This is a genomic window from Halopseudomonas sp. L-58 (assembly GCF_056859475.1).
The window spans coordinates 1-17326 of the sequence record NZ_JBSXON010000051.1 but is presented as its reverse complement, the minus strand read 5'-3'; the positions used below and the strand labels follow the sequence as shown (position 1 = coordinate 17326).

The window sequence follows — 17326 nt, the reverse complement described above, 5'->3', positions numbered from 1 at the left end:
TGTCCAACCGCATGCGCACGGCTATCTTCAAGGAAGGAAGGAATCAGCCAAACAGCCCGGCAATTTGCGGGGCTGAAGCGGCGCCGGGGCAAGACGGCCCCACTGAATGGATCAGAAACCGATGCCAGGCAATACAGGCACTTACTCACCAGATGCCGTAGACGGGTCAGAGACGCCCTTTAACCTGCTGTTTCACGGCATGCCCTGCCCTGCCCTGATGATCGAACCAGATTCTCAGCGGATCATCGACCTCAACAGGGCATTCACCCAACACTTTCAATGGCAGCCGGACCACGTTCTCAACCAGCCCGTCGCCCGCTTTCCGCTTTGGGGGCGCCCGGCGCACTGGCGCGTCCTGATCAGCGCGCTTGAACAAGAGGGCTGCCTGCGCGACCGACCCATAAACCTGCTGGGTCGTGACGGCAACTTGCAGCAGTGCCGCCTGAGCATGGACAGGATCGACAGCAACGGCCGGCAACGCATAGTACTCAGCCTGCTTCCGGTCATATCGCCACTGCCCTCCTGCACTGACGAATTCACCAGCAGCAACGTCCCGCAATTGATGCTGGACCTGGACAGCCGCCGTATCCTGCAGGTCAATCCGAGCTTCGAACGCCTCAGCGGGCTTGGCAATGAGGACTGTCAGGGCCGGACCGTCGCGGAGCTTGGCTTGCTGCCGCGCTCGGTCAGCGACCGCCTGCACGCCAGACTGGTCAATGGCGGGGTACTGGAGGGCGAGGAGTTCAGAGTCCGGTTACCTGGCGGCCAGAGCAGCGACGTTTCACTGCATGCCGAAACGGTCCTGCACCAGAACAGGCGCAGACTGATAGTGACGGTGCACGGTACCGGCCAGCTGAAAAACCGGGATCGCGCCCTGAGAGATAGCCAGGAACGCCTGCGACTGGCACTGGATGCCGCGCAGATGGGCATCTGGGACTGGAAACCGGGCAGTGACACCCTGCATTGCTCCGCCCGTGCCGCTGAGCTGAACGGCCTTGCGCCCGACGAGTGGCAGGGGTCGGCACGCGCCTTTCTGAGACGGATCGTCAGCGAAGACAAACGGGCCATTCGTCGCGCGCTGGTTACCATCTGTCGCGGCCATCAACCCCACTACCTCGTAACCTACAGGGTGCCGCACGGCAAGAGCGTACGCTGGCTGCAGGCCACAGCCACCCTGCACCTGGATTCTGCCGGGCAGCCTGCCCGCATCATCGGCACGGTTATGGACATTACTGATCAGCGCAAAAGCCAGAACGCTCTGGCCGAGAGCGAAGCCAAGTTTTCCATGCTGTTCCAGAGTGCGCCTGACGCCTATTGCCTGATCCATTGCGAAAGCCAGCGGATTATCGAGGTCAACCAGAGTTTTTCCCGAACCTTCGGTTATCCATTACCCGACCTGATCGGGCGCACGCCCAAGCAAGCCGGCCTGTGGAGCAACCATGAGGCAGACGCAGCACTCAACGAGGCCGCAACGGGCGCGCAAGAGCTACTCGAAAGACACTTCACCTTCGCCACACGCAGCGGCCATCTGCTGCTTTGCGAGACATCAACCACCCGCCTGCGCATCAACCGTCAGACCTGCGTGCTGTTCAGTTTCCGCGACATTACCGCACGCACCCAGGCGGAAGCCGCCCTGCGCGCTTCCGAGGACAAGTTCGCCAGGGCCTTCAGAGGCAGCCCAGATGCCATCACCATCAGCGAGAAACTGACCGGACGTTATCTGGAAGTAAACGACGGGTTTTGCCGCCTGACCGGCTATCGCGAGCAGGACGCCATCGGACACAGCGCAGACGAACTCAACCTCTGGGTGGAGCCAGGCCAGCTCGAGGAGCTGATTTACCAGATGGACCAGCAAGGTGGGGTCTACCATCGAGAGCTGGGCATGCGCAATCGCGCGGGAAGCGAATTGACCGTAGCCGTATCTGCCCAGCCGCTGAACGTAGAGGGACTGCAGTGCGTTCTGCTCACAGCGCGAGACGTCACCGAACACAAACGCATTGAAGCCAAGGTCAAACATCTGGCTTACCACGATGCGCTGACCAACCTGCCAAACCGGTTGCTGCTAAGTGATCGACTGGGTCAGCTCAATGCGCTCTATCAACGCCACGCTCTGCGTGGCGCACTGCTGTTTTTCGACCTGGATCACTTCAAGCATATCAACGACTCGCTCGGGCACTCCTGTGGTGATGCCGTACTGCAGGAGGTCACTCGCCGCCTGCTCGGCCGCGCCCGTGCTGAAGACACCGTGGCCCGGCTGGGCGGAGACGAATTTGTTGTACTGCTCAGCGGCCTGCACTCCAGCGGTACAGCCTTGCGCCAGGAGGTGGCCAATACTGCGCAGGCGTTGCTTGATACCATTTCCGAGCCAATGCAGATTGAAGGTCACGCCCTGCGACTCAGCGCCAGTATCGGTATTGCCCTGATCCCGGAACATGGCGACAGCGCCGAAGACCTGCTCAAGCGCGCCGATATCGCACTCTACCGGGTCAAAGAGGACGGTCGCGACGGCATTGCCTTCTTCGAACAGGCCATGCAGGTCGCTGCCAGCGAACGCCTGGCCATCGAGTCGGAGCTGCGCAAGGCCTTCAGTGACAACCAGCTGAGGCTGCATTACCAGCCGCAGGTAGTCTACGGCAGCCAGAAGATTCTCGGTGCCGAGGCCCTGCTGCGCTGGCAGCATCCTGAACGCGGCCTGATTGGTCCATCAGCGTTTATCGACGTCTTGGAGCAAAGCAGCCTGATCTTTGATGCCGGCCGCTGGATTCTTGCCCGGGCCTGCGAGTGCATCGCCGGGTTGCTGACAGATCAACTGGTCAACCCCGACACATTCTGCCTCAGCGTAAACATCAGCCCCAGGCAATTCCGCCATCCCAACTTCGTGGGCGACGTGTTGGGTGCTATCCGCCAGCATGCCATCCCGACACGCTGCCTGAGCCTGGAAATCACCGAAGGTATCGTCATTGAAAACATCAACGACACCATCGACAAGATGAACGAACTGCGCCAGCACGGCGTGCATTTCTCCATTGATGACTTCGGCACCGGCTACTCCTCGCTCAGTTACCTCAAGCAACTGCCAGTCGACCTGCTGAAGATCGATCAGTCGTTCGTGCGCGACTGCACCGGCAATGCCAACGATGCCGAGATTATTCGCGCCATCATCGCCATTGCCTCCAGCCTGCATATGGATCTGATCGCCGAAGGCGTGGAAACCCGCGACCAGTTGAACTTCCTCCACGCCCAGGGCTGCGACCAGTTCCAGGGCTACCTGTTCAGCCCGCCGGTGGACGAGCACCGCTTTCGCGAGCTGCTGGCAAGCGGCGGCTTTGCACAACAGCACTGAAGCGCCAAGCCGGTCACAAAGCTGACGTTTCGAGGCGAGCTACGGGAACCGGATCAGGCCGACAGCAGTCCATATGCGCATACACCGCAAGATCGCGGACACAGTCATAGACATAAAGGAGTATCCATCATGAACAAGTCTATGTTAACGGGCATTCTGGTCGGCGCGGCTCTGGCCACGGCCGGCGGCGCCATTGCCGGTTACACCGCCTTTGCGGACAGAACTCCCACCGAGGCTGACGTTCTTGATGTTGTCGAGATCACCCAGACCCAGCGTACCCCGCGCGAAGTCTGTAATGATGTCGCCGTCACCCGGCAGAAGCCGGTACAGGACCAGAATCGAATTCTTGGCACGATCGCCGGCGCTGTAGTGGGTGGCGCGCTGGGTAATCAGGTAGGCGGCGGCAACGGCAAGAAGATTGCCACTGTAGCCGGCGCCGCAGCCGGTGGTTACGCAGGCAACCGCATCCAGGAAAACATGCAGAACAACAGCACCTACACCACCACCGAGCGCCGCTGTGAGACCGTCTACGACAGCCACGATGAAGTGGTTGGCTATAACGTCAAATACCGCATCGGTGACGAAACCGGTACCGTGCGCATGGACCACAAGCCCGGCGCTACCATCCCGCTAAAAGATGGCGAGCTGGTGCTGAGCAGCAACTGATCATTGCTGGCGGTAAACGAAGCCGTAGCGCGCAAGCGTTACGGCTTTTTTGCTGCCCCCACGAAAACCGCAGGGGCGCGACATGACGCACCCGCCGCCCCAAGGCATACCAAAAAAGCCGGCCACGGCATGCGGCGGCCCTACGCCAATCCCTCGGTACTTTCCCTGCACAACGCCAGCCAGCGCTCCACCCCGGCGCTGCGAAACTTCTGCCGGTGCAGCGCGAAGTAAAACCGGCGATGAAAGTCCCGATGGGGCACCGGCAGCGGTACCAGCCGGCCGCGCTTGAACGCATCCACCAGGGTAATCTCGGACAGGCAGCCCACACCAAGCCCTGCCTCCACCGCCCGCTTGATGGCTTCGGTGTGCTGCAACTCCAACTTGATATTCAGCTCGGGTAGCAGGCCGTGCATCGCCCACTCAAAGTGCTGGCGGGTACCGGAACCGGGCTCACGCACGATCCAGGCAACACTGAGCAAATCGTCGTCGGTCAGCCAGGGCTTGCCGGCCAGCGGGTGATCCGGTGCACAGAACACCACCAGTTCGTCGTCACGCCAATGGATCATCTCCAGATCAGGGTGTCGACTCTCCCCTTCGATCAACCCCAGATCCAGCTCAAAGTTGGCCACCTTGCGCACGATGGCCTCGGTATTCGCCACCTCCAGCTCGACCCGCGCGCCGGCCTGCTCGCCCATATAACGGGCCATAATCTCGACCGCCAGATAGTTGCCGATACTGAGTGTCGCGCCGACCCGCAGGTGACCAAGCTCCTGGTGCCGGGCCAGCGCACTCTCCAGACCGCGCGCCTGCTCAAGCAATGCCTCAGCCCGCGGCCTGATGCTTTCGCCCAGCTCGTTCAGCTGCAATCGCTTGCCTACCCGATCAAACAACTGCACATCAAACTGGCTTTCCAGATCCTTCAATGCACTGCTGGCCGCCGACTGCGACATCGACAGGCTGGCCGCTGCACGCGTGAGGTTTTCATGGAAGGCCGTGGCGAGGAATACCTCAAGCTGGCGAAGGGTGTATTTCATAATCGGTTTTCCCGAATAGTCATATATGAATTATCCGCTTAGCCGATAGATTAACCCCGCGTAGACTCGCCGACCAAGAGATCTTCACTACTGGAGGCGTCATGTCAGGCTTCAACACCGAAAAAGTACTCAGCGTGCACCACTGGACAGACACTCTGTTCAGCTTCAGGACCACCCGTGATCCCGGTTTCCGTTTCAAGAACGGTCACTTCATCATGATCGGTCTGGAAGTCGAAGGCCGCCCGCTGATGCGCGCCTACAGCATCGCCAGCCCGAACCACGAAGACACGCTGGAGTTCTTCAGCATCAAGGTGCCGGATGGCCCTTTGACCTCGCGCCTGCAGAACATCAATGCAGGCGACCAGATCATGATCAGCCGCAAGCCCACCGGCACGCTGGTGCTGGATCACCTGATCCCGGGCCGCAACCTGTATCTGCTCAGCACCGGTACCGGTCTGGCGCCGTTTATCAGCATCATCCAGGACCCGGAAACCTACGAGCAGTACGACAAGGTGATCCTGACTCACGGCTGCCGCAACGTCAGCGACCTGGCCTATCAGGATCTGATCAACGACGTGCTGCCCAATAACGAGTACTTCGGCGATCTGGTACGTGAAAAGCTGATCTACTACCCGACGGTGACCCGCGAGCCGTTCCGCAACCAGGGCCGCCTGACCGACCTGATGAGCAACGGCAAGCTGTTTTCCGACATCGGCCTGCCGCAGTTCGATCTGGAACAGGATCGCTTCATGCTGTGCGGCAGCCCGAGCATGCTCAAGGACTGCTGTGAAATCCTCGACGCCAACGGCTTCAAGGAAGCCCGCCACGGCGACCAGGGCCACTACGTGATTGAGCGCGCCTTCGTCGAGAAATAAAGCCCCAAGTGTAACGAAAAGGGCCCCGCTGCTCTCGCACCGGGGCCTTTTCTATGCCCTGCTTCCGCGCGGGCCAGCGACAAACCAGATAATCAACCCCAGCAGTGGCAACAGCACCACCAGCAGAATCCACAACAGCTTCATGCCCATCTCGGAGCGACTCTGCAAAATATTGATGATGGCCCAGATATCCCCGATCAAGATCAGCAGCCCAAGCAGACCGCCACCCGTTCCCATATTCATTGCCTTCCCCCTTGGCGTTGGTGTGTCCAACACACTATAGATCATGCGGAGAAGTCAGATATCCAATGGCAACAAGCCCGACAGCGTTGGCGCTTCAAGCGGATGGTACGTCAATGCCGAGTCTTCGGCTGCGCTGTCCTGCCAGCGGCAGTCAGTACCGGCGGCGGGCAAGATGGCCTGCTCAAGGCCTGCAGGCAGAGAAATACGGTCACCCGCGCGCAGCGCAATCACCATTGCCCAAGCGCCGGTACCAAGGCATAACCGCAGCCGTCCAGCCTGCACCGTGCGCACCACAGCGCCGCAGCAAAACAGGTTGGCCTCGGTGAGCTGCTCTTCCACCTGCTGGTAGGCCGGCATGCCATGAGCATCATGTATGCGGCTGACAGCGGCGGACTGAGGCTCGGCATCTGCAATGGTCAGCGACAGCCCCCTCTCCTGCAGCGCGCACTGGATATCCTCAAGATGGGTCAGCACCCGTCGAGGGCACTGCAGATCACCACCGTCGTATATTGCCAGTATGCTCATCAATCCCCCGTGTTCAGTCCGCTTCTCTCAGCCGCAGGCTCAGGATGACCGCCGCAGCCAACGCTGCCAGAGCCGCCACCCCGAATGTCAGCGTAGGGCCAACGCCCTGCCAGGCATATCCTGAATACAGCGCCCCCAAGGCACCGCCCACGCCCGCCAGCGTCGCATAAAGCGCCTGCCCCTGTCCCTGATACCTTTCGCCAAAGCGCTGCTGAACGAAGTGAATGGCGGCTACATGGAAGGCGCCAAAGGTGGCCGCGTGCAGGATCTGGGCAAAAATCAGCACGGACAAATGATCGGCCAGGGTGCCGAGCAATACCCAGCGCAATGACGCGATCAGGAAACTGGCGACCAGCAGCGCCCGCAGGCTGAACACACCCAGCACCCGATGCATGACGAGAAACAGCAGGATTTCCGCAACCACCCCAAGCGCCCAGAGCGCGCCGATCAACCCGCGCCCATAGCCCAGCGCTTCCAGGTGAATACTCAGGAAGGTGTAATACGGCCCGTGCGAGAGCTGCATCAGCGCCACACAGAGGAAAAAGGCTGGAACACCCGGCCGCCACAGTCGCCGGAGGAAGCCGTCAGCGTGCTCCTGCGCAGCGGCAGGTTGCTGCGGTGGCGCTGGCACCAGCGCGCTGCACAGACTGATCAACAGCATGATGCCGAGCATGGCCATAGGATAAACCCCCATCCCCTCGCGCTGCAGCAGCATGCCGAGCAGAACGACGGTAAGGATGAACCCCACCGAACCCCAAAGCCGGAGCTGACTGTAACGGGAGGACTGGCTACCCAGATGCGCCAGAGTAATGGCCTCGAACTGCGGCAGCACGGCATGCCAGAAGAAACTGTGCAGGGCCATGATCGCCGCCAGCCACCAGTAGTCCAGCCGCCAGAAAATGCCGGCAAACGTCAGCGCCGTCAGCAGCGCGCCCACCCGCACAATCAACAGGCGCTGACCTGTCGCATCGCCCAGCCAACCCCAGAGATTGGGCGCAATGCAGCGCATCAGCATCGGAATGGCAACCAGCTCGCCAATGCGCGCGGGCTCAAACCCGAGGGACTCGAAATACAGTGAGAGAAAAGGCGCTACTCCGCCCAACAGGGCGAAGTAGGCAAAATAGAAACCGGACAGCCGCCAGTACGGCAGCGGAGAACCCGCGACGGCGCTCACGGCTGACCGTGCCGACTCAAAGCTGGCCCAGTACCGGGGTCGTCACCTTCACATCGGCGTTCTGCGCGCGGTGGCGCAGCAGATGATCCATCAGCACCAGCGCCATCATCGCCTCGGCGATAGGGGTTGCGCGGATGCCGACGCAAGGGTCATGGCGGCCCTTGGTAATGACGTCCACCGGCTCACCATTGACGTCGATCGAGCGGCCCGGTGTGGTGATGCTGGAGGTCGGTTTCAGCGCCAGACTGGCGACAATCGGCTGACCGGAGGAAATACCACCCAATACGCCACCGGCCTGATTGCTGAGGAAGCCTTGCGGAGTCAGCTCGTCACGGTGTTCGGTGCCGCGCTGGGCAACCGAGGCGAAACCCGCGCCGATTTCGACGCCCTTGACCGCGTTGATGCTCATCAGCGCATAGGCCAGCTCCGCATCCAGACGGTCAAAGATCGGCTCACCCAGCCCCGGCGGCACGCCTTCGGCGACGACGGTAATTTTGGCGCCGACCGAATCCTGGTCGCGACGCAGCTGATCCATGTAGGCTTCCAGTTCGGCAATCTTGTCCGGATCAGCGCTGAAAAATGCGTTGTCGTTGACACCATCCCAGCTCTTGAACGGAATCTCGATCGGACCCAGCTGACTCATATAGCCGCGCACCTGAATGCCCTGGGTTGCAAGATACTTCTTGGCAATCGCACCGGCGGCGACACGCATCGCTGTTTCACGCGCCGAAGAACGGCCACCGCCGCGGTAATCGCGCAGGCCGTACTTGTGGTGGTAGGTGTAATCGGCGTGGGCCGGACGGAACAGATCCTTGATCGCCGAGTAGTCCTTGGACTTCTGATCGGTGTTGCGAATCAGCAGACCAATCGGGCAACCGGTGGTCACGCCCTCAAATACGCCAGACAGGATCTCGACCTCATCGGGTTCCTGACGCTGGGTGGTGTGGCGGCTGGTGCCGGGCTTGCGGCGATCCAGATCACGCCGCAGGTCTTCGCTCGACAGCGGCAGGCCGGGAGGGCAGCCATCCACAATGGCGACCAGAGCCGGGCCGTGGCTTTCGCCAGCCGTGGTAACAGTGAAGAGAGTACCAAGCGTGTTTCCAGACATACCAAGAACCTGAGCTGAACATGGGCAGTGCGGCAGTATACCCGCTGTCCGATAGCGGTGACAGCCTGAAGTCCGCCCGTTAGGCTACCCCCTTTTGCCGGAGCCACCCGATGAGCGAGCTGTTGCCGCTGCTGCTGCCCGAAAACCTTGCCCCACAGTGGGCGCTACTGCTGATTCTGACAGCCGCGCTGACCTCCGCAGTCACTGCGGCCATGGGCGCCGGTGGCGGTGTCATGCTGCTGGCCGTGATGGCGCTGGTGATGCCGGCAGCCGCCATTATCCCGGTGCACGGCATGGTCCAGCTGGGCTCCAACGCCAATCGCGTGCTGCTGACCTGGCGAGACGTCAACTGGCGAGTAATCGCCTGGTTTGCTCCCGGCGTCATCCTCGGCGCATATGCCGCCAGCCTGCTGCTGGTGCGTCTGCCTCTGGAGCTGGTTCAACTCAGCATCGCCGCATTCATCCTGGTGCTGTGCTGGGGGCCGGCGATCCCCAAGGTTGCCACCGGCCCAGTTGGCACCCTGCTCGCCTCCACCGTCACCAGTTTTGTCAGCCTGTTTGTTGGCGCCACCGGCCCGCTGGTTGCCGCCTTCATCAAACAGCAGCAGTCACATCGCCGACTGCAAACGGTTGCCACCTTTGCCGCCGCCATGACCCTGCAGCATCTGCCCAAGGCCTTTGCCTTTGCGGCTGCCGGCTTCATCTTTCGCGACTGGCTGGCCCTGATAGCGGCCATGATTGCGGCGGGTGCAGGCGGTACATGGCTCGGCCTGCATTTGCTGAGACGCATGAGCGACCAGCATTTTGGTCGAATCTTCAACCTGGTGCTTACCCTGCTCGCCATTCGACTTGCCTGGGAAGCTGTTCACAACTGGCTGGCATGAGCCGCGGCGTGCAGGTATTTATGTTACAGAATGGCGCTGAGCGGCCGATAAACCCGGAGTGAAATGCGCGACAATGCATTCGCAAAATGCCAGGAACCGCCAATGAGCCCAACCGACACGCTGGATGAAGGAGTTGCAACGGAGCACTCAGCCCCGAAGGATCCGTTCGCCCGCGCCAAGCCGTCGGACTCCTACTGGGTCCAGTTAAAGCCGGTATTCAAGGCTCGCATCCTGGTGCATCCCGAACGCCTGGCCCAGATCGCTGTAACCCAGGAAAGTATCGCCTCGCTGGAATTGCTGCGCCTGCAGGTACGCTTTGAAGGAGAGCCGCTGCCGGAAACGGGCAACCGCATGGAAGTAATGGTGGACCACAAGCGCAAGCGCGTGCGCTTCGGCCCGGTGGACGGTGTGCAGATAGTGCCTGCCCAGCGTGGCCTGGCGACTTTCATGCTGGCCCAGCTGATTCACTGGTGCCAACGCTACTGCGGCGACTACGCCGTCACCCCCATTGCCCTGCACAACAGCGACTCTGCCAACGAAGACGCTCGCAGCGCACGCGACGCCATTCTCAGCCGTGCCGGTTTTACCATCACGCCGATCGAGGGTGAGCCCGGTGCTGCGCTGGCTCAGGCCAACCGGGTTAACGACCTGATAGGCAGCTGGAACACCGAACGCATACAGCCGCTGCAGATCAACACCCTACTGGCTCAACTGCGCGAAACCGAAGCCCTCAATCAGAAACAGGAAGGGCGAATCAACCAGCTGCAGGCCGCCATCGCCAGTTACAAACGCTCAGACTTGAGCAACCGCTTTGCCATCGGCTGTCTAATCGCCTTCTCGATCTTTCAGGCGTTGATGCTGCTGTGGGTCGTACTGCGCTGAGCCAGACGCCAGGAATGCTTACAGGCTCTCGGCAAACAGTGACTGGAAATGACGGCACTGCTCTGCACTCAGCACAAACACACCGTGCCCACCGTGCCGGAACTTGACCCACTCAAAATCCACCTCGGGCCATTCGGCCATCACATGGACCATGCTGTTGCCAACCTCGATCACCAGCACGCCATCCTCGGTCAGGTAGTCCGCCGCTTCCGCCAGCATCCGGCGCACCAGATCCAGTCCGTCGTCGCCGGCAGCCAGCCCCATCTCGGGCTCGTGGCGATACTCATCCGGCAGGGAATCCATATCTTCGGCATCCACGTAGGGCGGATTGCTGACGATCAGATCAAAGCGCTCACCTGCCAGCCCATCAAACCCGTCGGACCAGCGCGCCTCGACACGCTCGCCCAGCTCGTGCATCTCGATATTCTGCTCGGCGACCGCCAGTGCATCGGACGACAGATCCGCCAGCACCACCTCGGCCTCCGGGAAGGTATAGGCACAGGCAATGCCGATACAGCCGCTGCCGGTACACAGATCCAGAATGCGTTCGGGGTCGCGCTCCAGCCAGGGTTCAAAGCGGCTTTCAATCAACTCGGCAATCGGCGAGCGCGGCACCAGCACGCGGTCATCAACAATAAAATCCAGACCTGCAAAGCGTGCGTGACCGGTCAGATAAGCCGCCGGCATACGCAGACGAATACGCTCCTCAAGCAACGCTACCACCGCATCGCGCTCCTCGTCCGTGACCCGGCACTGCAGATAGTCCTGCGGGGTCTCCCAGGGCAGGTAAAGTGCATGCAGGACCAGCAGCCGCGACTCATCCCAGGCGTTGTCGGTGCCGTGGCCAAAAAACAGCTCGGCCTGATGGAAGCGGCTCACGCCCCAACGGACGAGATCCTGAATGCTCTGCAGCGCAGCGTGTTCGCTCATGGGTCAATCCTTGTCTGGTTCAGGCCGCCATTCTACCTTGCCGAGCGCCGACGACCAGCGGGCGGGGCAAAATCGGTAACAACGCCGCCAGCTCATTTGCATCCGGCTGCTGTTACACTTCGGTTTTTGCGCGATGATCAGCAGCATGACACAGGACTCCTTCTCCGACGACGATCTCGACCTGTTCCGGCAGGCCGTCAAGGGCACCAGGCCCATCAAGCACCAGCAGGCCGACGTTGGCAAACCGCCGCGCGACCGCGCCAACATTGCCGCAAGCCGCCAGCGCGCGACCGTCAGGCAGAACGAGGTGGTGGTCGATGGTTTGTCCGATCAGTTCGTGATCGACGTAGACCCGGAACAGGAACTGGCCTGGGCCTCCAATGGCGTGCAAGACTCCCAACTGCGCAAGCTGAAGCAGGCGCATATCCCGTTTGACGGCTCAATCGACCTGCACGGTCTGACGATCGAGCGCGCCCGCGAACAGCTCTGGGCATTTCTGGCCGAAGCGGTGAAGCAGGAAATCCGCTGTGTGCGCGTCACCCACGGCAAGGCCCGTCGCCTTGATGGCCGCAAACCGATGATGAAGAGCCACGTCAACACCTGGCTACGCCAGCACGACAGCGTCCTCGCGTTCGCCTCGTGCATACCGCGCCACGGCGGCACGGGCTCGGTCTATGTATTGCTGCGCAGAACCATGCTTGAAGGAAGGGATGACTGACAGGCAGCTGGAAGCTGGAAGCTGGAAGCTGGAAGCTGGAAGCTGGAAGAAAGGATGATGTGGTATCGCAACCAAGGCAAACGGTTCCTCGGCCGCTGACCGTGGACACGCCCGCAAGGCGCATCCACTAGCCTGTACATACCCCGCGATTACTCACCGAAACCGACGAAGTTAGCCACATCAGCCACTTCGCGCCGACGCGACACCACTGCGTTGGCCGGAAAACTCTCGTCCGGGTAACCCATCGCCACACAGATAATGATCACCTGATCATCCGGAATGCCAGCATGCTCGCGCACCACCGGCGAATGCATGATGCCCTGACTGTTCACCACACATCCAAGACCACGCGACCAGGCCGCGTTGACCAGGCCGTTCACCAGAGCGCCGCAGTCGAACTGGGCAATGTCGCCCTCGCGCAGCTGACGGTCGTAGGCCACCACGATGGACACCGGCGCATCAAACTGGCGGAAGCCACGCAGCACCCAGTCCTGACGCTTCTCCTTGTCGTCACGAGCAATGCCCATGGCTTCGAACAACTGCACGGCAATCTCGACCTGACGCTGACGGTGCAGCCCCTCATAACTCCCGGAATCGCGGGTTTCCTTTGAGGGCTTTACGCCGGTGACCATGCGCTCGGTATTCTCCGCGCGAATACGATCCAGCGGCTCGCCGGTCAGCACATGCAGGTGCCACGGCTGCGAGTTCATCGACGACGGCGCCCGGATCGCCAGACCAATAACCTCCTCCAGCACCGCGCGCGGAACCGGCTCAGGCTTGAATGCCCGGATACTGCGTCGACCCAGCACCACATCATCGTAATTCATTGTTGTTCTCCTACGACAAGTCCCGCCCGAAGCCCGTGCCTCGGCGCCATTGGGAGCGGACGTTAGCACAGCAGGCGGCGCAGCTGACGCGGGTCAGCAGGTTGAAATGGCGGGCTATCACATCGCTGGATAAAACAGAACAGGCTGACGGCGCCCCCAGGCACCATCACCATCCCCACCACTGCTGCACCTTCAGCACCGCGCGCCAGATCGCGCCCAGCAGCGAGGGAAACAACAGCGGAAACAACAGCGCGGCCAGGGCAAACGCAACAACAGTGACGAGCAGATAGCGGCTATCGAGGAAGCCACCCCAGTACGCCAGCTCCTTGTTGACGCCCAGCCAGATCAGCGCAGCCGTGGGAACAGAAAAGACCAGCGAGGCAAGCATGCTGAGCAGGCGCATTTGCGCAGAAGGGTTAGCGGCAGCGGGTTTGGACATACTCAACCAGTTTCATCCATGAATGACGAGCTCAATCATCAGCGATGACGCAGTCGCAGGCAATGCTCCGCACCCAGGCAATGCCCTGTGCTAGAGTAGCCACTCGAATCCAGCCCGGGTAAGCCTCATGTTTGTATACGTCCTCATCGCCTGCGACCGTCTTGATGAAAAGCAGGAAAAAAAGCTCAGGCAGAACCTGCCGGCGCTGCAAGCCGCCCTGCAGACCTATGCTGATGAGAACGCCGCGACCACGGTAACCCTGATCAACGACTGTGAAAGCGACGATTGCGAAGACTGGCAGCTGGGCATCAGCCAGCAAGTCAAGAAACCGCTTCACCTGAACCCGCCGGTAAACCTGTTCAACAGTCTCGCCGAGCAGTACGACATCAATTGCGAAGTGGGATTCATCGAAGACGATACCCGCGAAGCCGTCAGCTACTTCGGCAAGCACGAAGGGCGCGGCGAGGCCTTCCTGATCGCCGGATATCTGGGAATCTGACCCCAGCCCTGCGCAGGCCCGAACTCCATCAGCGCTGAAGCACTACACGATTGCGGCCTGCAGCCTTGGCTTCATACATGGCCCTGTCCGCACGGCCGATGGCGTCCTCGACCGGCATTGAGCCCGCCAACGCCGCCACCCCGAACGATGCCGTGACCTGAATATCGGCAAACTCGAAATCCAGCCGGGCGATGGAAAGTCGCAACCGATCCATGATCTCGCCCGCCTGTTCCACAGTGGTATCGGGCATGCAGACGATAAACTCCTCACCGCCATAGCGATAAATGCGGTCATAGGGCCGCAGATGCGCCTTGACGCACTGCACCACATCAACCAGGACCACGTCACCGGCTACGTGGCCATAGGTATCATTCACCTTCTTGAAGTGATCAAGGTCCAGTAGCGCCAGAGCACAAGCCTGCCTGCCCCGCTCCACCAGCGCCTGCTGTTTGCGCAGTTCCGTCAGCAAGCCCCGCCGCGTCTGAATTTCGGTAAGCGGATCACGGTTGTTGGCAACTTCGGCAAACCTGTCCCGGGCACTCAGCACCGATAACCGCATCGTCTCCCGGCAACGCTCAAAAAAGTCCCATTCTGCCGGCGGGATCACCAGGCCATCCGCCGACAGTTGCAGTAACTTCCGAGCCTCGCTATGTACCACCTCATGCGCCTTTTGCAGCGCAACGTACTCATCCCGGTCATCGAGCAGGCGAGCAGCGTCACCCGCCAGCCACTTGCCGAAGGAGCAATGCAAGTGCGCATCAACGCACAGATCCGCCCGCTCCGCAGGCACGTGCGCAATTAAAACCTTGAGCAGATTTCTAAACCACTGATCGTGAAGATAAATGGCGTGATCCAGCTCAAGAATACCCAACTGCAACTCATGATTGGTCAAGGCATCCAATGCGGTAACTCTCTCGGCAACAAATCCAGACAATCAACCGGAACAACCATGTGGCCTGTAAGCACTGTTTTTGGCAAGCGTCCCTCCTGGAGGCAGAGTATCCAAATGATGCTTCACAAGCTCAACCGCAGACACCAGCACCCGTCTTTTGCTAACCGTGTCCAAGCATAAACGCACGCAGCTGCCGCTCCTCGCGCATGACGCAAAGTACCAGAACCCGTTTTTCGTCCTCACGATAAAAAATACGGCACGGTGAGACCACTACCTCCCTGTATACCGAGTTGGGAAGCTCAGGCGGAACTCGACCGGACTGAGGAAATATTCCCAAACGCTCGATCTTGTCGAACACCTCTTGCACCAGCTCGCGTGCGGCGGCCGGGTTATCCAAAGCAATATACTCAGCGATGGAGTCAAGGTCTTGAACTGCAGGCTCTGTCCAGATTACCTCAGCCATTTGCTCATTTTCTCTCTGGCCTCGCGCTGGCTGTAAGTCCTTCCCTCGAGTACAGCTCGCTCCCCACGCGAGAGACCTTCAAGCAGCTCAATACGGCGCTGCATAAACTCGTAATCCTGCACGTCCACCAAGTATGCGGATGGTTTGCCATGCTCGGTTATCAGCACCGGCTCTTTCGACATGTGGAGATCTGCCAGAATCCTTGTCGCCTGACGTTTTAGGTTAGTAACAAGCTCGACTTTCATAGATTCACCCTGCCCCAAGCCAAAAGTGACACTATAGTATCACCACTCAAGCAAGGCAATTGCCGGTCGCCCCCTAGGAAAACCAGCCCACAGCGCGGCAGAGCAAAGCCAGATGGATTCACGCTCGGCTGCAGATTGACGGTCCGCTCAGACAACGAGCGACATAGGCTCAAGAATCCTTAACGAAAAGCTTCCGGAACAGACGCTCCGCCTCTTCGAGGCCGTCCGCAGTGAACTGGACGGACTTTGCCTTGCCGACCGGGTTCGCAATGAGGCCCTTTTCGTGGAGCCTGTTCATCGCCTGCCAATCAACGGATTTCCATGCCCGCGCGCCGTCATGCAAGGTCAGATACAACAATGCCAAAACGGCTTCATCGATTTTCTCTTGATCGATTTCCATAGATCCCCCTCGGATGAGGGCTTTCAATGCCCCGCTCACATGCCGGTTTGGAGCCGCGAAGCGGCAGAAACGCGGTCGCTGGCAGCCGTTGGTTATGCTCTCACTCAGGTGCTAGAGCATGTATAAGACTCAATACCCATACACACAGGTGCAAAATGAGGCCTAACGCGCGGCTTTGGGGCGGCCTTGTAGCCGCGAAGCGGCGGAAAGGCTGTCCCAGCCCCGAAGAGGCGACAACAGCCGTTTGTTATGTGTAACTACCACGACTCTTGGACTATGACTCGGCCAGTGCTATCTCTTTGGGTTACATGTTGAGTTCTCTTGAATCCGTTCAGGGACATATGATCTTCATGCTCAACTGATCCGACAACTTCCCCCTTTTCGTTCAAGATTGAATAGGTATCTATCTCTGTTTGGCCCATAGTCCCCTTGCTACGCGAGCCTTCAAGCTTCAATGAATCTCCAGCCTGAAGCTTCAGTTTTGACTTCATTTGAAATCCTTCCTATTGACAGTTTAATTGCAGAATACGTAACCAGAGGAGGTAGCCGTACACATTCGTTGACCGCCTCCAAAATTAACCAAGTAGTGATTCGATTGGTTTTCTGGCAAGCCAAAGGTAACCTGCCCACTTGGCATGATTGTGGAAGGCTGGTTGTATGTTGGCAAATTATTTCCAATAGATGCGGCTGATTGACTCATTCCGACCAGGGCAGCTTGCCGAGCTTGGGAAATACTTCTGTACTGTCGGAGTACGTTATCTGTCATTCGAGGGAATTGGGATGAAATCTCACTACAGCCAGACAGATATTCATCTGGAAAATAGGCATCCAGCTGTGATTTCGTATTTTGATATGTCTCTTCATATAATTTCTTGTTGTAAACGGAAACTGAATACAGCTGACTAACAGCATATCCATAAGCATAAACAGATGCCCCGGGAGCCAATCCTTTTTCAACACAGCTCATCGCAATTGCCATGGCCTGTGCTTGGCCTGTCACGTCATGGTCCGCAAATCGATAATGAGGAAGCATGCTAGGGATGGTCTGAAGTAGTTGTGTATTTCTGGCTGACTTCAGCCCCTGCCGATTTTAAAAGCGGCAAATCGATCAAAAACGCTCAGATCACCCGCTTATTTCTGTGTTTTTAGCCGCCGCGAGCACCTCGCGGCAGCCATTTT

Annotated in this window: 21 protein-coding genes; 7 read left to right on the top strand and 14 right to left on the bottom strand. The window is 59.6% G+C overall.

Annotated features, from left to right (window positions below; all coding sequences use genetic code 11):
- The first annotated feature begins 121 nt into the window (after nt 1-121).
- Nucleotides 122-3343, top strand: coding sequence for a sensor domain-containing protein (locus AC13EY_RS06890; RefSeq protein ID WP_482876785.1), 3222 nt, complete (start codon nt 122-124; stop codon nt 3341-3343).
- Nucleotides 3344-3472: 129 nt separating this feature from the next.
- A complete protein-coding gene (locus AC13EY_RS06885) occupies nt 3473-4009 on the top strand; it encodes a glycine zipper 2TM domain-containing protein (protein ID WP_088275202.1) in 537 nt (178 codons plus the stop codon).
- Between the two features lie 140 nt (nt 4010-4149).
- Here AC13EY_RS06885 and AC13EY_RS06880 read toward each other — a convergent pair whose 3' ends face one another.
- The gene (locus tag AC13EY_RS06880) at nt 4150-5043 is read right to left on the bottom strand and encodes a LysR family transcriptional regulator (RefSeq protein WP_233049486.1); all 894 of its coding nucleotides are present in this window, start codon (nt 5041-5043) and stop codon (nt 4150-4152) included.
- A gap of 101 nt (nt 5044-5144) precedes the next feature.
- On the opposite strand from AC13EY_RS06880, the gene AC13EY_RS06875 reads away from it, so the two are divergent.
- Nucleotides 5145-5918 carry a ferredoxin--NADP reductase gene (locus AC13EY_RS06875; protein ID WP_088275206.1) on the top strand — a complete coding sequence of 258 codons (774 nt, stop codon included), beginning with the start codon at nt 5145-5147 and terminating at the stop codon, nt 5916-5918.
- 51 nt (nt 5919-5969) lie between these two features.
- Here the strand turns inward: AC13EY_RS06875 and AC13EY_RS06870 are convergent, their stop codons facing one another.
- From AC13EY_RS06870 to aroC, 4 genes are read right to left on the bottom strand one after another with little or no spacing between them, the layout of a single operon-like run.
- Entirely contained in the window at nt 5970-6155 is a 186-nt protein-coding gene (locus AC13EY_RS06870; protein ID WP_088275208.1) for a PLDc N-terminal domain-containing protein, read from the bottom strand.
- A gap of 60 nt (nt 6156-6215) precedes the next feature.
- Nucleotides 6216-6686 carry a hypothetical protein gene (locus tag AC13EY_RS06865; protein ID WP_233049485.1) on the bottom strand — a complete coding sequence of 157 codons (471 nt, stop codon included), beginning with the start codon at nt 6684-6686 and terminating at the stop codon, nt 6216-6218.
- Nucleotides 6687-6699: 13 nt separating this feature from the next.
- Nucleotides 6700-7860 (bottom strand): MFS transporter, encoded by a 1161-nt coding sequence (locus tag AC13EY_RS06860; protein ID WP_233049484.1) that lies wholly within the window; start codon nt 7858-7860, stop codon nt 6700-6702.
- A 16-nt stretch (nt 7861-7876) separates the two neighbouring features.
- Complete coding sequence (gene aroC, locus AC13EY_RS06855) at nt 7877-8968, bottom strand: chorismate synthase (RefSeq protein ID WP_233049483.1); 1092 nt, start codon at nt 8966-8968, stop codon at nt 7877-7879.
- Between the two features lie 110 nt (nt 8969-9078).
- Here aroC and AC13EY_RS06850 point away from each other — a divergent pair, with 110 nt between their 5' ends.
- Together AC13EY_RS06850 and AC13EY_RS06845 are read left to right on the top strand one after the other, a co-directional pair.
- Nucleotides 9079-9852: a sulfite exporter TauE/SafE family protein gene (locus AC13EY_RS06850; RefSeq protein ID WP_233049482.1), complete on the top strand. Its 774-nt coding sequence runs from the start codon at nt 9079-9081 to the stop codon at nt 9850-9852.
- Nucleotides 9853-9954: 102 nt separating this feature from the next.
- Entirely contained in the window at nt 9955-10734 is a 780-nt protein-coding gene (locus tag AC13EY_RS06845; RefSeq protein WP_233049481.1) for a hypothetical protein, read from the top strand.
- A gap of 18 nt (nt 10735-10752) precedes the next feature.
- Here AC13EY_RS06845 and prmB read toward each other — a convergent pair whose 3' ends face one another.
- Together prmB and AC13EY_RS06835 are read right to left on the bottom strand one after the other, a co-directional pair.
- Nucleotides 10753-11664 carry a 50S ribosomal protein L3 N(5)-glutamine methyltransferase gene (prmB, locus tag AC13EY_RS06840; RefSeq protein WP_233049480.1) on the bottom strand — a complete coding sequence of 304 codons (912 nt, stop codon included), beginning with the start codon at nt 11662-11664 and terminating at the stop codon, nt 10753-10755.
- 3 nt (nt 11665-11667) lie between these two features.
- Complete coding sequence (locus tag AC13EY_RS06835) at nt 11668-11811, bottom strand: hypothetical protein (RefSeq protein ID WP_228247692.1); 144 nt, start codon at nt 11809-11811, stop codon at nt 11668-11670.
- Between AC13EY_RS06835 and AC13EY_RS06830 the strand changes: the two genes are divergently transcribed.
- On the top strand, nt 11810-12382 hold the full coding sequence (locus AC13EY_RS06830) for a Smr/MutS family protein (protein ID WP_233049479.1): 573 nt from the start codon (nt 11810-11812) through the stop codon (nt 12380-12382). The genes AC13EY_RS06835 and AC13EY_RS06830 overlap by 2 nt on opposite strands.
- Nucleotides 12383-12531: 149 nt before the next feature.
- On the opposite strand, the gene AC13EY_RS06825 is transcribed toward AC13EY_RS06830, so the two are convergent.
- Both AC13EY_RS06825 and AC13EY_RS06820 read right to left on the bottom strand, forming a co-directional pair.
- The gene (locus AC13EY_RS06825) at nt 12532-13209 is read right to left on the bottom strand and encodes a nitroreductase (RefSeq protein ID WP_233049478.1); all 678 of its coding nucleotides are present in this window, start codon (nt 13207-13209) and stop codon (nt 12532-12534) included.
- Between the two features lie 166 nt (nt 13210-13375).
- Nucleotides 13376-13597, bottom strand: coding sequence for a hypothetical protein (locus AC13EY_RS06820; protein ID WP_200818423.1), 222 nt, complete (start codon nt 13595-13597; stop codon nt 13376-13378).
- A 178-nt stretch (nt 13598-13775) separates the two neighbouring features.
- Here AC13EY_RS06820 and AC13EY_RS06815 point away from each other — a divergent pair, with 178 nt between their 5' ends.
- Nucleotides 13776-14147, top strand: a complete 372-nt coding sequence (locus AC13EY_RS06815; RefSeq protein WP_482876780.1) for a hypothetical protein — start codon at nt 13776-13778, stop codon at nt 14145-14147.
- Nucleotides 14148-14175: 28 nt separating this feature from the next.
- Here AC13EY_RS06815 and AC13EY_RS06810 read toward each other — a convergent pair whose 3' ends face one another.
- The 5 genes from AC13EY_RS06810 to AC13EY_RS06790 form a co-directional block, all read right to left on the bottom strand.
- Nucleotides 14176-15048 (bottom strand): diguanylate cyclase, encoded by an 873-nt coding sequence (locus tag AC13EY_RS06810; protein WP_233049477.1) that lies wholly within the window; start codon nt 15046-15048, stop codon nt 14176-14178.
- Between the two features lie 151 nt (nt 15049-15199).
- Complete coding sequence (locus AC13EY_RS06805) at nt 15200-15502, bottom strand: type II toxin-antitoxin system RelE/ParE family toxin (RefSeq protein ID WP_233049476.1); 303 nt, start codon at nt 15500-15502, stop codon at nt 15200-15202.
- Complete coding sequence (locus AC13EY_RS06800) at nt 15490-15747, bottom strand: type II toxin-antitoxin system Phd/YefM family antitoxin (RefSeq protein ID WP_233049475.1); 258 nt, start codon at nt 15745-15747, stop codon at nt 15490-15492. The genes AC13EY_RS06805 and AC13EY_RS06800 overlap by 13 nt, the downstream gene beginning before the upstream one ends.
- A gap of 169 nt (nt 15748-15916) precedes the next feature.
- Nucleotides 15917-16147 (bottom strand): DUF6429 family protein, encoded by a 231-nt coding sequence (locus AC13EY_RS06795; protein ID WP_233049474.1) that lies wholly within the window; start codon nt 16145-16147, stop codon nt 15917-15919.
- Nucleotides 16148-16661: 514 nt separating this feature from the next.
- A complete protein-coding gene (locus tag AC13EY_RS06790; protein WP_233049473.1) occupies nt 16662-17147 on the bottom strand; it encodes a hypothetical protein in 486 nt (161 codons plus the stop codon).
- Between the last annotated feature and the right edge of the window lie 179 nt (nt 17148-17326).

Bases quoted from the DNA above. Each gene is read 5' to 3' on its own strand.
- AC13EY_RS06890 (WP_482876785.1), top strand. From the start codon at position 122: ATGCCAGGCAATACAGGCACTTACTCACCAGATGCCGTAGACGGGTCA.
- AC13EY_RS06885 (WP_088275202.1), top strand. From the start codon at position 3,473: ATGAACAAGTCTATGTTAACGGGCATTCTGGTCGGCGCGGCTCTGGCC.
- AC13EY_RS06880 (WP_233049486.1), bottom strand. From the start codon at position 5,043: ATGAAATACACCCTTCGCCAGCTTGAGGTATTCCTCGCCACGGCCTTC.
- AC13EY_RS06875 (WP_088275206.1), top strand. From the start codon at position 5,145: ATGTCAGGCTTCAACACCGAAAAAGTACTCAGCGTGCACCACTGGACA.
- AC13EY_RS06870 (WP_088275208.1), bottom strand. From the start codon at position 6,155: ATGGGAACGGGTGGCGGTCTGCTTGGGCTGCTGATCTTGATCGGGGAT.
- AC13EY_RS06865 (WP_233049485.1), bottom strand. From the start codon at position 6,686: ATGAGCATACTGGCAATATACGACGGTGGTGATCTGCAGTGCCCTCGA.
- aroC (WP_233049483.1), bottom strand. From the start codon at position 8,968: ATGTCTGGAAACACGCTTGGTACTCTCTTCACTGTTACCACGGCTGGC.
- AC13EY_RS06850 (WP_233049482.1), top strand. From the start codon at position 9,079: ATGAGCGAGCTGTTGCCGCTGCTGCTGCCCGAAAACCTTGCCCCACAG.
- AC13EY_RS06845 (WP_233049481.1), top strand. From the start codon at position 9,955: ATGAGCCCAACCGACACGCTGGATGAAGGAGTTGCAACGGAGCACTCA.
- prmB (WP_233049480.1), bottom strand. From the start codon at position 11,664: ATGAGCGAACACGCTGCGCTGCAGAGCATTCAGGATCTCGTCCGTTGG.
- AC13EY_RS06830 (WP_233049479.1), top strand. From the start codon at position 11,810: ATGACACAGGACTCCTTCTCCGACGACGATCTCGACCTGTTCCGGCAG.
- AC13EY_RS06835 (WP_228247692.1), bottom strand. From the start codon at position 11,811: ATGCTGCTGATCATCGCGCAAAAACCGAAGTGTAACAGCAGCCGGATG.
- AC13EY_RS06825 (WP_233049478.1), bottom strand. From the start codon at position 13,209: ATGAATTACGATGATGTGGTGCTGGGTCGACGCAGTATCCGGGCATTC.
- AC13EY_RS06820 (WP_200818423.1), bottom strand. From the start codon at position 13,597: ATGCTTGCCTCGCTGGTCTTTTCTGTTCCCACGGCTGCGCTGATCTGG.
- AC13EY_RS06815 (WP_482876780.1), top strand. From the start codon at position 13,776: ATGTTTGTATACGTCCTCATCGCCTGCGACCGTCTTGATGAAAAGCAG.
- AC13EY_RS06805 (WP_233049476.1), bottom strand. From the start codon at position 15,502: ATGGCTGAGGTAATCTGGACAGAGCCTGCAGTTCAAGACCTTGACTCC.
- AC13EY_RS06800 (WP_233049475.1), bottom strand. From the start codon at position 15,747: ATGAAAGTCGAGCTTGTTACTAACCTAAAACGTCAGGCGACAAGGATT.
- AC13EY_RS06795 (WP_233049474.1), bottom strand. From the start codon at position 16,147: ATGGAAATCGATCAAGAGAAAATCGATGAAGCCGTTTTGGCATTGTTG.